This is a genomic window from Catellatospora aurea, from assembly GCF_042663325.1.
Taxonomy (GTDB): domain Bacteria; phylum Actinomycetota; class Actinomycetes; order Mycobacteriales; family Micromonosporaceae; genus Catellatospora; species Catellatospora aurea.
The window spans coordinates 1-12,832 of record NZ_JBHTAC010000014.1 but is presented as its reverse complement, the minus strand read 5'-3'; the positions used below and the strand labels follow the sequence as shown (position 1 = coordinate 12,832).

The 12,832-nt window shown below is 73.5% G+C and carries 9 protein-coding genes and 1 pseudogene; 8 read left to right on the top strand and 2 right to left on the bottom strand.

Annotated features, from left to right (window positions below; translation table 11 throughout):
- Positions 1–250 precede the first annotated feature (250 nt).
- From ACFQO7_RS15825 to ACFQO7_RS15800, 6 genes and pseudogenes are all read left to right on the top strand, one after another.
- A pseudogene (locus ACFQO7_RS15825) lies at positions 251–1,378 on the top strand (inositol-3-phosphate synthase); the annotation flags it as partial.
- A gap of 179 nt (positions 1,379–1,557) precedes the next feature.
- Positions 1,558–2,463: an SCO3242 family prenyltransferase gene (locus tag ACFQO7_RS15820; RefSeq protein WP_376807043.1), complete on the top strand. Its 906-nt coding sequence runs from the start codon at positions 1,558–1,560 to the stop codon at positions 2,461–2,463.
- Complete coding sequence (locus tag ACFQO7_RS15815) at positions 2,460–3,965, top strand: EboA domain-containing protein (protein ID WP_376807042.1); 1,506 nt, start codon at positions 2,460–2,462, stop codon at positions 3,963–3,965. Before ACFQO7_RS15820 ends, ACFQO7_RS15815 begins: the two co-directional genes overlap by 4 nt.
- Positions 3,965–4,813, top strand: a complete 849-nt coding sequence (locus ACFQO7_RS15810) for a TatD family hydrolase (protein WP_376807041.1) — start codon at positions 3,965–3,967, stop codon at positions 4,811–4,813. Before ACFQO7_RS15815 ends, ACFQO7_RS15810 begins: the two co-directional genes overlap by 1 nt.
- Entirely contained in the window at positions 4,813–6,030 is a 1,218-nt protein-coding gene (gene eboE, locus ACFQO7_RS15805; protein ID WP_376807040.1) for a metabolite traffic protein EboE, read from the top strand. The genes ACFQO7_RS15810 and eboE overlap by 1 nt, the downstream gene beginning before the upstream one ends.
- On the top strand, positions 6,018–7,406 hold the full coding sequence (locus tag ACFQO7_RS15800; RefSeq protein ID WP_376807039.1) for an alkaline phosphatase family protein: 1,389 nt from the start codon (positions 6,018–6,020) through the stop codon (positions 7,404–7,406). Before eboE ends, ACFQO7_RS15800 begins: the two co-directional genes overlap by 13 nt.
- A 250-nt stretch (positions 7,407–7,656) precedes the next feature.
- Here the strand turns inward: ACFQO7_RS15800 and ACFQO7_RS15795 are convergent, their stop codons facing one another.
- Positions 7,657–9,336: a cellulase family glycosylhydrolase gene (locus tag ACFQO7_RS15795; RefSeq protein ID WP_376807038.1), complete on the bottom strand. Its 1,680-nt coding sequence runs from the start codon at positions 9,334–9,336 to the stop codon at positions 7,657–7,659.
- A 178-nt stretch (positions 9,337–9,514) separates the two neighbouring features.
- Positions 9,515–10,723 carry a DUF349 domain-containing protein gene (locus ACFQO7_RS15790; protein ID WP_376807037.1) on the bottom strand — a complete coding sequence of 403 codons (1,209 nt, stop codon included), beginning with the start codon at positions 10,721–10,723 and terminating at the stop codon, positions 9,515–9,517.
- 234 nt (positions 10,724–10,957) lie between these two features.
- On the opposite strand from ACFQO7_RS15790, the gene miaA reads away from it, so the two are divergent.
- Positions 10,958–11,887 (top strand): tRNA (adenosine(37)-N6)-dimethylallyltransferase MiaA, encoded by a 930-nt coding sequence (miaA, locus tag ACFQO7_RS15785; protein WP_376807036.1) that lies wholly within the window; start codon positions 10,958–10,960, stop codon positions 11,885–11,887.
- The gene (gene dapF, locus ACFQO7_RS15780; RefSeq protein ID WP_376807035.1) at positions 11,884–12,684 is read left to right on the top strand and encodes a diaminopimelate epimerase; all 801 of its coding nucleotides are present in this window, start codon (positions 11,884–11,886) and stop codon (positions 12,682–12,684) included. The genes miaA and dapF overlap by 4 nt, the downstream gene beginning before the upstream one ends.
- Positions 12,685–12,832 lie beyond the last annotated feature (148 nt).

Genomic DNA, 12,832 nt, shown 5'->3' with positions numbered 1-12,832 from the left:
TGCGGTGCGACCGCAGACCGTGACCCGAAACGGCGATCTTCGCCGGGAGCCGGAGCGCCACACCCCCCGCCGCCGTTAAGAAGGGCACCTTCTCCATTGCATAGCGATGGGAAGGTGCCCTTCCTTTGTGCGAAACGCGGGGGTGAGCTGCGACGACGATTCACGAAACGCCGGTAGGTCCGAATATGGGTAGTCTCGGCGAAATCAAGTAATCTGTCGTGGTTTTTCCTCCATCTCCCCGGGAGACCGCATGCGAACAGGTGTTTGGCTGGTCGGTGGGCGGGGGTCGGTCGCCGTCACCAGCATCGTCGGAGCAGTCGCGTTGCGCGCGGGGCTCGCCGAGCCCACCGGGTGCGTCACGGAACTGCCGCAGCTGCGCAGCCCCGCCCTGCCGGCCCTGGCCGACCTGGTGTTCGGCGGGCACGACGTGGTCGCCACCCCGATCCTCAAGAAGGCCGACGCGCTCGCCGACGCGGGTGTGCTGCCCGGCCGCCTGGTCACCGCGCTGCAGCCGGAGCTGGCCGCGCTGGACGCCGAGGTGCGGCCCGCGCCGCGTGGTGCGACCCAGGCCGAGACGGCCGCGTTGGTCGCCGCCGACATCGACGAGTTCCGCCGCCGCCACGAGCTGGGCCGGGTCGTCGTCGTGAACGTGTCGTCGACCGAGCCCGCCGCCGAGCCGCACGAGGCGCACGCCGCGCTCGACGTGCTACGCGAGGCGCTGCGCGGCCCGGTGCCGGTGCTGCCGCCCAGCTCGCTGTACGCGTACGCGGCGTTCACGGCCGGCTGCTCGTACGTCGACTTCACCCCGTCCACCGGGGCTCGGCTGCCCGCGCTGGCGCAACTGGCCCACGAGCGCGGGGTGCCGTACGCCGGGCACGACGGCAAGACGGGGGAGACCCTGGTCAAGTCGGTGCTCGCGCCCATGTTCGCGATGCGGGCGCTCGCCGTGCGGAGCTGGTCGGGCGCGAACCTGCTCGGCGGCGGTGACGGGGCCAACCTGGCCCAACCCGCGCCGAACGCGGCCAAGGCGGCCAGCAAGCAGCGGGTGCTCGCCGAGACGCTGGGCTACCAGCCGCAGGGCGACACGCGCATCGAGTACGTCGAGGACCTGGGTGAGTTCAAGACCGCCTGGGATCTGGTCACCTTCCGCGGGTTCCTCGGCACCGCGATGCGCCTGGAGTTCAGCTGGCACGGCTGCGACTCGGCGCTGGCCGCCCCGCTGGTGCTGGACCTGGTCCGGCTCACCGCCGCCGCGCATCGCGCCGGGCGCAGCGGCCCGCTGCCGGAGCTGGCGTTCTTCTTCAAGGACCCGCTCGGCGACGTCGAGCACGGGCTCAGCGCCCAGTTCGACGCGCTGGTCCGCATGGTCGAGGGTCTGCCCGGTCCGCGCAGGCCGAGGCGCAGCGCCCCGCGGCGCGGCCCGCCGCCCGCGCCCTGCGCCTGGCCCAGGGCCGCCGCCGGACCGCTCGCCCGGCGAGAACGCCGATCGCGACGGCCGGGGCCGGTTCAGGCGCCGGACGGGGCGAGGCGGTCGGCTCGGCCGTGCCCGCCGCGCGCATGCCCGATGTGCCTCGCGGACCGAGCGGTGGCCGTCGCGGCTGGGCGGCCATCGCGCGCGATCTTGCCGAATTGGTGCGGGCGCCCGCCGCGCTCTCGGTGCCCGGGGACGTGATCGCCGGGGCGGCCGCCGCGGGCACGCTGAACCGGCGTACGCCAGGGCTGGCGGCGGCGTCGGTGTGCCTGTACTGGGCGGGCATGGCGGCCAATGACTGGGCCGATCGGGAGCTGGACGCCGTGGAGCGGCCCGAGCGGCCGATCCCCAGTGGGCGGGTGTCGCCCCGGGCCGCGCTCGGCCTGGCTGCCGGGCTCACCGCCGCAGGAGTGGGGCTGGCCGCGTGGGTGGGCGGCCGCCGCGGCCTGGCCACGGCCGTGCCGCTGGCGGCGACCGTGTGGGCGTACGACGTGAAGGCGAAGAACACCGCGGCGGGACCGGCGGTGATGGCCGCCTGCCGGGGGCTGGACGTGCTGCTGGGCGCGTCGGGCGGACGGGCCGCGAAGGCGGTGCCCGCGGCGCTGACCGTGGCCGCGCACACGTACACCGTCACCGCGCTGTCGCGGCGCGAGGTGTCCGGCGCGGACGCGACCCTTCCGGTGGCCACGCTCGCCGGCACGGTGGCCGTCGCCGCGACCGCCGCCGGGGCCAGCCGCCGCAAGGGCTGGCGGGCGGTGCTGCCGGTGGCGCTGGCCGGCTGGTACCTGACCCACTACGGCCGGGCGCAGGCCCGCGCCGCCGCGCAGCCGGACGCGGCCCGGGTCCGCGCCGCAGTCGGCTCGGGCATCACCGGGTTGCCCACGTTGCAGGGCACCCTGGCCGCCCGCACCGGGGCCGGGGTCACCGGGCTCGCCCTCGCCGCTCTCGCGCCGCTGGCCCGGCGCCTGGTGCGGAGGATCTCGGCGACATGAACCTGCGTTTCGGGTACGGCACCAACGGCTTCGCCAACCACCGCCTCGGCGACGCGCTGGCCGTGCTCGCCGACCTCGGCTACGACGGCGTCGCGCTGACCCTCGACCACCACCACCTCGACCCGTACGCCCCGGGCCTGGCCCGCCGGGTCTCCGGCCTGGCCACCCGCCTGATCGAACTGGGCCTGTCCGCCGTGGTCGAGACCGGCGCGCGGTACCTGCTCGACCCGCGCCGCAAGCATGCGCCCACGCTGCTGCACGACGAGCGCGAGGTGCGGCTCGACTTCCTGCTGCGCGCCGTGTCGATCGCGTCCGACCTGGGCGCGGAGGCGATGTCGTGCTGGTCGGGGGTGCGCCCGCCGTCGGTCGATCCGCAGCTGGCCTGGGACCGGCTGGTCGATGGCTGCGCCCGGCTGACCGAGGCCGCGTCCAAGGCGGGCGTGCCGATCGGCTTCGAGCCCGAGCCCGGCATGTTCGTGCAGGACCTGGCGGGCTGGCGGGCGCTGCACCGGGCGCTGGGCATGCCGCGCGCGTTCGGGCTGACCCTCGACATCGGGCACTGCCGGTGCCTGGAGCCCGAGCCGGTCGCCGACTGCGTCACGGCGGCCGCGCCGTGGCTGGTCAACGTGCAGATCGAGGACATGCGCCGGGGCGTGCACGAACACCTGGAGTTCGGCGAGGGCGAGATCGACTTCCCGCCGGTGCTGCGGGCGCTGGCCGACGCCGGATACCGCGGCCTGGTCGGGGTGGAGCTGCCCCGGCACTCGCACGCCGCGCCGGATGTCGCGCGGCGCTCGCTGACGTTCCTGCGCGCCGCGGCCGGGCAGTCCGGCGCCGCCGACCGGACCGCCGCCACGGGGCAGCGGGCGCCGGGGCAGCGCCGCCCGTCCGGGGCCGTGCCCGCACCCGACGTGCTGCGGTCCGCGCTGGCCGCGGTGGACGACGGCGGCTGGCTGGACGAGGCGCTACGCCGGGTGGCCGCCGACCCGTCGGTGATCAGCCGGCTGTTCCCCGCCGCGGCTCGCCGCTGCGGGCGTGGGGAATTGGACGTGCCCGGCTGGACCGCCGACGAGGCGGCCCGCGCGGTGCTGCTGGCCACGCTGCCCGCCGACCGCGCGGCGGTGCAGGCGCGGGCGCTCTACCGGCACGGCGACGCGGCGGAGAAGCGGGCGGTGCTGCGCGCGCTGCCGCTGCTGCCGGTCGGCGCGAGCGCGGTCGAGCTGCTGCACGACGCCATCCGCACCAACGACACCCGGCTGGTCGCGGCGGCGCTGGGGCCGTACGCGGCGCACCTGGACGCGGCCGCGTGGCGGCAGGCGGTGGTCAAGTGCGTGTTCATGGGCATCCCGCTGACCTGCGTGGACGACCTGGACCACCGGGCCGACAGCGAGCTTGCCGCGATGCTGGCCGGGGTCGCCGACGAGCGCCACGCCGCCGGGCGCGAGCTGCCCGCCGACGCGGCGGCGCTGCTGGCCCGCCTCAAAGCCGAGAAGGGGATCTGATGCGCATCTTCGACCCGCACGTGCACATGACCTCACGCACCACCGACGACTACGAGGCGATGGCCGCCGCCGGGGTGCGCGCCGTGGTGGAGCCGTCGTTCTGGCTCGGCCAGCCGCGCACCAGCCCCGGCTCGTTCGCCGACTACTTCGACGCGCTGATCGGCTGGGAGCCGTTCCGGGCCGGGCAGTTCGGCATCCGGCACTTCGCCACCATCGCGCTGAACCCGAAGGAGGCCAACGACCCACGCTGCCGCGAGGTGCTCGAACTGGTCCCGCGCTACCTGGACAAGGACGCGGTCGTCGCGGTCGGGGAGATCGGGTACGACTCGATGACCCCGCTGGAGGACCTCGCCTTCGCCGCGCAGCTCGCGCTGGCCGTCGAGTACGACCTGCCCGCGCTGGTGCACACGCCGCACCGGGACAAGCAGCGCGGCACCCAGCGCAGCCTGGACGTGGTGAAGGAGTCTGGCATCGACCCGGGCCGCGTGGTGATCGACCACCTCAACGAGGTGACCGTGGAGCTGGTCCGCGACACCGGCTGCTGGCTCGGCTTCTCGATCTACCCGGACACCAAGATGTCGCCGCCGCGGATGGTGGAGCTGCTGCGCCGCCACGGCACCGAGCGCATGCTGGTCAACTCCGCGGCCGACTGGGGCCGCTCCGACCCGCTGCTGACCCGGGCCACCGGCGAGGCGATGCGCGCGGCCGGGTTCAGCGACGATGACGTGGACGGGGTGCTGTGGCGCAACCCGGTCGAGTTCTACGGGGCGTCCGGGCGGCTGGACCTGTCCGACGCGGACGCGCCCGCCGACTTCGCCGGCAACTCGATCAAGCGGGGCGGCGCCTGATGCGGCTGTTCCATCCCGACGGGCAGACGGTGCACCTGAGCTACTGCACCAACGTGCACCCGGCCGAGGACCTCGACGGCATCGTCGCGCAGCTCGACACGTACGGCACGGCCATCCGCCGCGGACTGGACACCGACGTGCTGGGGCTGGGCCTGTGGCTGGCTGCCCCGGCGGCGTCCGCGCTGGCCGCCGAGCCGCACCTGCGCCGGAGGCTGCGGCGCGAGCTGGACGCCCGAGGGCTGGAGGTGGTGACCCTCAACGGGTTCCCGTACCAGTCGTTCCAGGCCGAAGTGGTCAAGCACGCGGTGTACCACCCGGACTGGACCACCCCGGAGCGGCTGCGCTACACCCTGGACCTGGCCGTGGTGCTGGCCGATCTGCTGCCCGACGACGCGGTGCGCGGCTCCATCTCGACGCTGCCGCTGGCCTGGCGCGAGCCGTGGGACACCGAACGCGCCGGGACGGCCGGGCGGGTGCTGGACGAGCTGGCCGACGGCCTGGCCGCCATCGCCGGGCGCACCGGCCGCACCGTGCAGGTCGGCTTCGAGCCCGAGCCCGGCTGCGTGGTGGAGACCACCGAGCAGGCCGCCCGGCTGTGGTCCGGCATGGACGGCGACTGGCTGGGCGTATGCCTCGACCTCGCGCACCTGGCCTGCGCCTGGGAGGAACCGGCCGAGGCGCTGTCGCGGCTGGCCCGCGCCGGACTGCCGGTGATCAAGGTGCAGGTCTCCGCCGCGCTGACCGCCGACGACCCGGTCGCGGCGCAGGCCGTGCTGCGCGGCTACGACGAGCCGCGGTTCCTGCACCAGACCCGCGGCTCGCGCGGTGAGGCCGCCGATGACCTCGGCGAGGCCCTGGACCGGCTGCTGCCACGCCCGCGCCGCACCCCGCAGCCGTGGCGGGTGCACTACCACGTGCCGCTGCACGCCGAACCGGCCGCGCCGCTCGGCAGCACCCTGCCCGAGCTGCGGGTGGCGCTGAAGGAGCTGTTCGGCGGGCCGGCCTCGGGCTGCGACCACGTCGACGTCGAGACGTACACCTGGAACGTGCTGCCGCCCGCGTTGCGGCCGGTGACCCCGGCGCAGCTGGCCGCGGGCATCGCCGCCGAGCTGGCGTTCGCGCGGGACGAGCTGATCGCGCTCGGGCTGGCCCCGGGCGGCCCGACCGCACCGCTGGAGATGATGGAGCTGCAGGAGGTCCGCCCGTGGACACCGTGACCCCGCTGGTCGTGCTCGACGTCGTCGGGCTCACCCCGTGCCTGCTGGAGCACATGCCCCGGCTGCGGGCCGTCGCCGACGCCGGCTTCTCCGCGCCGCTGGGCACGGTGCTGCCCGCGGTGACCTGCTCGGCCCAGTCGACGCTGCTCACCGGTGTCATGCCCGCGCAGCACGGCATCGTCGGCAACGGCTGGTACTTCCGCGACCTGGGTGAGGTGCTGCTGTGGCGGCAGCACCACGCGCTGGTCGGCGGCGAGAAGGTGTGGCAGGCGGCCCGCAAGGTCCGGCCCGGCTACACGGTCGCCAACATCTGCTGGTGGTACGCCATGGGCGCGGACGTCGACTGGACCGTCACGCCGCGCCCGGTGTACCGCGCCGACGGGCGCAAGGAGCCCGACTGCTACACCGACCCGCCGCAGCTGCACGACGCCCTCACCGCGGAACTCGGCACGTTCCCGCTGTTCCAGTTCTGGGGGCCTGGGGCGGGCATCGCCTCGACCCGCTGGATCGCGGGGGCTGCCCGGCACGTCATGGCCGCGCACTCCCCGGACCTGACCCTGGTCTACCTGCCGCACCTCGACTACGACCTGCAGCGCTTCGGCCCGTACGGCCCCGAGGCCGCCGCCGCCGCGAAGGAACTCGACGGCGTGCTCGCGCCGCTGCTCGACGACGCCGCCGCGCGCGGGGCGACCGTGGTGGCGCTGTCGGAGTACGGCATCACGCCGGTGCGCCGGCCCGTGGACGTCAACCGGGCCCTGCGGGCCGAGGGCCTGCTGCGCGTGCACACTCAGGCCGGCATGGAATACCTGGACCCGTGGACCTCCCGCGCCTTCGCGGTCGCCGACCACCAGGTCGCGCACGTCTACGTGGCCGACCCCGCCGACCGGGCCGTCGTCGCCAAGATCTGCGCGAACCTGCCCGGCGTGGCCCAGGTGCTCGACGAGTCCGGCAAGGCCGCGTACGGCCTCGACCACCCGCGCTCCGGCGAGCTGGTCCTGGTCGCCGAGCCCGACGCCTGGTTCACGTACTACTACTGGCTCGACGACGCCAAGGCCCCCGACTTCGCCCGGCTGGTCGAGATCCACCGCAAGCCCGGCTACGACCCCGCCGAGCTGTTCTTCGACCCGGCCGCCCCGGCCGCCGCCAAGCGCCGCGCCGCCACCGCGCTGCTGCGCAAGAAGGCCGGCATGCGCTACCTCATGGACGTCGTCGGCCTCGACGCCGGCGCTCGCGCCGTCCGCGGCTCCCACGGCCGCCTGCCCACCACCGCCGCCGACGGCCCCGTCCTCATCTGCTCCGACCGCACCGTCCAGCGCGACGCCTTCGCCGCCACCGACGTCAAACCCCTCCTCCTCCACCTCGCCGGCCTGCCCTGACCCGCCCCCTCCTGACGCAACTCTTAAAGAGTCGCGCCCTCGGGGGCTGCCTGAAGCCGCAAGTCTTTAAGAGTTGCGGCAGGAGAACCGCCTGGCGGGAGGACCTCGCCGGCCCGGTGCGGCGGTCGCAGTCGGGCCGGCGAGACCTGGCGCCCATCCCGGCGATCGCCGGTGGATCGATGCAGGGCGCCAGGTGCCTTGTTCCCGGCGCATCCATTGTCCTAAACGGATGGATGCGCCGGGGCGCGGGTCAGGAGCAGGCCGCGCCGTTGAGGCGGACGTTGCTCGGGGCCGGCGAGGACGGTCCGGTAGCGGTGAAGCCGATGACCGCCGTGGCGTTCGGGGCCAGCGACGTGCTCCAGTTCGGCGCGGCGGCCGTGAACGTGGTGCCGCTCTGGGTGACCGTCGCGTTCCAGCCGTTGGTGAGCGACACCCCGCTGGGCACCGTCCACGTGACCGTCCACGGGTTCACGGCGCTCGTGCCGGTGTTCGTCACCCGGACCTCGGCCTGGTACCCGCCCTGCCACGAGTTGGTGATCGTGACGACCTTGCTGCACGCCCCCGTGCCGGGGCTCGGCGGCGTGGACGGTGAGGCCGACGGCGACGGCGAGGTGGACCGGGACGGCGACGGCGACGGCGAGGCCGAGCGCGACGGGGAGACCGACGGGCCGGGGGTGGTCGGGTTCGGGTTGCCCGACGGCGGGTTCAGGTAAGGCTGGAGGATGTTGTACTTCGTCTGGTTGATCGAGTACCAGTCGTCCAGCGCGACGCCCCCGGTGTCCCCGGAGTTCGGGTTCCACGACCAGTACGTGAACGACAGCCCGTTCTCCCCGATGTAGCCCATCAGCTTGGTCAGCCACTGGACGTCCAGCGGGTTGGCCAGCGTGCTGCCGAATTCGCCGACCAGGATCGGGGCCACGTTCTGCTTGGCGAGCTTGCCCCAGAAGAAGTCCCAGACCGCGGGCAGGTTGTTCGGGAAGTTCGGGTCGTTGAACCACTTCTGCCGGTCGTACACGGAGATGCCGTACTCGTGCGGGGAGTACACGAGCCGGTTGGCGACGTTCAGGCGGACCGGCTTGTCGATCGCGGCGGACAGGTTGCCGCCCCACCAGTCGCAGGCCATCGGGTCGTCGGGGATGCCGTCCCACTCGTTGGCGACGCCGCCGGACAGGCAGCTCACGCCCTCGACGAAGATCAGCCAGTTGGGGTTGGCGGCCAGCACCGCGTTGCCGATGCGCTCGGCGGCCAGCCGCCAGTCCCGGGCCTGCACGTCGCAGCCCCAGCAGGCGCCGGTCGCGTTCGGGTCGGTGCCCTCGGCGTGCGGCTCGTTGAACAGGTCCGCCCCGATCACCGTCGGGTTGCCGGCGTACCGCTGGGCCAGCATCACCCAATCGGCGATCATGCTGGCCTCGGAGACCGACGCGGTGTACCAGAGCGGGGTCTGCCCGGCCGCGGTCGGCCGGTGCCGGTCCAGGATGACCCGCATGCCCTTGGTGCCCGCGTAGGTGATGACCTTGTCGAGGATCTGTAGCGGCGAGTTGCCGACCAGGTCCGGGTTGGTGAAGTCGTTGATGCCGGTGGCGACCGCCCCGGCCTTGAGCGCGTCGCCGGAGTACGGCACGCGCAGGGTGTTGAAGCCCAGCGAGGCCATCCGGTCGAGCTGGCCCTTCCAGGTGGCGGGGGCGTTGGCCCACAGGCCGTGGAAGGTCTTGTTGTCGGTCTCCATGCCGAACCAGTTGATGCCGGTCAGGCGCACCACCCGGCCGGCGCTGTCGACGATGTTGCGGCCGCTGGTGCGCAGGTAGCCGGTGCCGGTGTCGGCGCTGGCCGGTCCGGCGGAGAACGTGATCGCCACGAGGGCGGTGGCCGCGGCGGCTGTCACGGCGGCGAGGGCCGCGGTGAACGCCGTCGTGCGAGTCTTCCAACGCATTTCGGATTGCTCCATCCATGACGGACGTGCGTGATCGGGAAATGCGTGCCTGCCCTGGCTCCGGGGTACATCGTGCACCGCCGACGGCGTACACAGCAAGAGGGGCGGCCGCTCGTGCGACCGCCCCTCTTGTCGTTGCGTTCAGATCAGCTCGACTTCTCCGCCAGGGCGAGGCTGATCAGCTTGATTTCTCGGCCAAGGCCAAGAAATTCCGCTTGCCGGCCAGGGCCTGCTCGGCCTCCTTGATGCGCTTGGCGTCGCCGGCGGCCTGCGCCCGCTCCAGCCGCGCCTCGGCCTCGGCGACCTGCTCGCGCATCTGCTTGAGCAGTGGGTTCGCCGACGGCTCGGTACGCCGCCAGGCGGCGTCCATCGCGTCGCGGACCTTGTCCTCGATCGCGCGCAGGCGGCGGTCCAGGCCGGCCACGTTCTCGCGGGGGACCCGGCCGGTGTCGTGCCACTGGCCCTGGATCTCACGCAGCGCGTTCTGCGCGGCCTTCGGGTCGGCGTCCACGTCGATGGCCTCGGCCTGGGCCAGCAGCTCCTGGCGGCGCACCAGCGCGGCCTTCTGCTCGTTGTCGCGGGCCGAGAAGACCTCGCTGCGGCGCGTGAAGAACGCGTCCTGCGCGGCGCGGAACCGGTCCCAGAGCTTCTGCTCGGCCTCCTTGGAGGCGCGCGGCGCGGCCTTCCAGTCGGCCATCAGCTCCTTGAGCCGGGCCGCGGTGGCCGCCCAGTCGGTCGACTCGGCCAGCGACTCGGCCTCGGCGACCAGGTCGTCCTTGGCGGTCTGGGCCTGCTTGCGGGCGGCGTCGAGCGTCGCGAAGTGGCCGCCGCGGCGGCGGGTGAAGCTGTCCCGGGCGACCGAGAACCGCTTCCACAGGTCACCGTCGGTCTTCTTGTCGACCCCGCGAATGGTCTTCCACTCGTCGAGGATCTCCTTGAACCGGTCGCCGGTCGCCTTCCAGCTGGTGGACTCGGCGGCGAGCTTCTCCGCCTCCTCGACCAGCGCGGTCTTGCGGGCCACGGCCTCGACCCGGGCGGCGTCGCGAGCGGCCTTGGCCGCCCCGGCCTTCTCCTCGGCCAGCGTGGTCAGCCCGTCCAGGCGGGTGGACAGCCCGTCGATGTCGCCGACGACGTGCGCCTCGTCCATGCCGGCGCGCAGCCGCTTGACCGTGGTCAGGGTCTGCGAGGCGTCAGCGGCCCCGGACTTGAGGCGGGTCTCGATCAGGTCGACCTCGGTGACGAGATCCTCGTACCGGCGGACGAAGTGCGCCAGCCCCTCTTCCGGGGTGCCGGCCTGCCATGATCCGACGGCGCGCTCGCCTGCCGCCGACTTCACCCAGACCGTGCCGTCCGCGTCCACCCGGCCATACGATGCCCAGTCGCTCATGATGTGCCCATCCTCGTTCTTCCCGACCGAACCTCGCCATCACGTGCGAGGTCGCCGCCACAGCGCAGTTGACCCGTTACACCGGGGAGAGTAGTTCGTCTCTCCTTCAGCATTGTCACAGGTCCGGCTGGACGCGCGGCGCGCGCCCAGGACAAGGTGACCTTACGGGGTCCGCGCCGACACCGCACCTGCTCCGCCCCGCTGCGCAGGGCACGATCCGATTACGGTTGTCCCGTGCGGGTGAACGAGACAGGTGCGAAAACGGACGCAACGGTGATCGCGGTAGTCGGTCCCACCGCCGCGGGGAAGTCGGCGCTGTCCCTCGCCCTGGCCCACACCCTAGGCGGTGAAGTCGTCAATTGCGACTCCATGCAGTTCTACCGCGGCATGGACATCGGCACGGCCAAGCTCACCCTCGCCGAGCGCGAGGGCGTCCCGCACCACCTGCTCGACATCTGGCCGGTCACCGAGCCGGCCAGCGTCGCGGAGTACCAGCGGCTGGCCCGCGCGGCGATCGACGACATCCAGGGCCGGGGCAAGGTGGCGCTGCTGGTCGGCGGGTCCGGCCTCTACCAGCGGGCCGTCCTTGAGGACTTCTCGTTCCCCGGCACCGATCCCGACGTGCGCGCCCGGCTGGAGGCCGAACTGGCCGAGGTCGGCCCCGGGCCGCTGCACGAGCGGCTGCACGCGGCCGACCCGGTCGCCGCGGACAAGATCTTGAAAAGCAACGGGCGTCGCATCGTACGAGCGCTGGAGGTGATCGAACTCACCGGAAAGCCGTTCACCGCCTCGCTGCCCGACCCCGTCCCGGTGTACCCGGTGCTCCAGCTCGCGGTGGACCGCGCCGACCTGGACGTCCGCGTCGCGCAGCGGGTCGGCAAGATGTGGGCCGACGGGCTCGTCGACGAGGTGCGCGGGCTGCTCCCGGAAGGGCTCGCGGGCAGCCTGACCGCGTCGCGAGCGCTCGGCTACCAGCAGGTCCTGGCGTACCTTGACGGTAGGTGCAGCGAGCAGCAGGCCCACGACGACACCGTCACCGGGACGCGCCGCTTCGTCCGGCGCCAGCGCTCGTGGCTGCGCCGCGACCCCTCGGTACGCTGGCTCGACGGCGCGGCCCCCGACCTGGTGGCGCAGGCGCTGCGGATGGTGAGGGAGACGCCGTGAAGTTCACCAAGGGACACGGCACCGGCAACGACTTCGTGATCATCGAGGATCTCGAAGGCACCGTCGAGCTGACGCCCGCCCTGGTCGCGGCCCTGTGCGACCGGCGTTTCGGCATCGGCGGCGACGGCGTGCTGCGGGTGCAGCCCTCGGCCGACCCCGCCGCGCTCTACTTCATGGACTACTGGAACTCCGACGGCTCGCTGTCGGAGATGTGCGGCAACGGCGTGCGCGTCTTCGCCCGCTACCTGCACACCACCGGCCTGGCGGGGGAGGAGATCCCGCTGTCCACCCGCGGCGGCCTGCGCACCGCGTACGTCGAGGGCGACCTGGTCCGGGTCGACATGGCCCCGCCCGCGCTGCTCGGCGACTCGACCGCGGTGATCGACGGGGTGAGCTACCCGGGCCTGGCGATCTCCATGGGCAACCCGCACCTGGTCTGCGACGTGCCCGCTTCCGTCGCAGCGGCCGTCGACCTGACCCGCGCGCCCGAGACCGACCCGGTGCTGTTCCCGGCCGGGGTCAACGTCGAGTTCTCGGTCAAGCTCGGCGAGGACCACCGGCGCATGCGGGTGTACGAGCGCGGCTCCGGCGAGACCATGTCCTGCGGCACCGGCGCGACCGCCGTCGGCGTGGCGGCCCTGCACACCTCCGGCCGCGACACCGGCACGGTCACCGTCGACGTCCCCGGCGGCCGCCTCGAAGTCACCCGCGACGCCCGCACCTCCTGGCTCGCCGGCCCCGCCGTCCTCACCTTCACCGGCGAACTCGACCCCGCCACCCTCACCCCTCGCCCCTGACCCTCCCACCTGCCGCCTCTGCGACCTGCCGCCTCTGCGACCTTCCGCCTCTGCGACCTGCCGCCTCTGCGACCTGCCGCCTCTGCGACCTGCCGCAACTCTTAAAGACTTGCGGCCTCCGAGTGCTTCGGAGGCCGCAAGTCTTTAA

Bases quoted from the DNA above. Each gene is read 5' to 3' on its own strand.
- ACFQO7_RS15810 (WP_376807041.1), top strand. From the start codon at position 3,965: ATGCGCATCTTCGACCCGCACGTGCACATGACCTCACGCACCACCGAC.
- ACFQO7_RS15795 (WP_376807038.1), bottom strand. From the start codon at position 9,336: ATGCGTTGGAAGACTCGCACGACGGCGTTCACCGCGGCCCTCGCCGCC.
- ACFQO7_RS15820 (WP_376807043.1), top strand. From the start codon at position 1,558: ATGCCCGATGTGCCTCGCGGACCGAGCGGTGGCCGTCGCGGCTGGGCG.
- ACFQO7_RS15790 (WP_376807037.1), bottom strand. From the start codon at position 10,723: ATGAGCGACTGGGCATCGTATGGCCGGGTGGACGCGGACGGCACGGTC.
- eboE (WP_376807040.1), top strand. From the start codon at position 4,813: ATGCGGCTGTTCCATCCCGACGGGCAGACGGTGCACCTGAGCTACTGC.
- ACFQO7_RS15815 (WP_376807042.1), top strand. From the start codon at position 2,460: ATGAACCTGCGTTTCGGGTACGGCACCAACGGCTTCGCCAACCACCGC.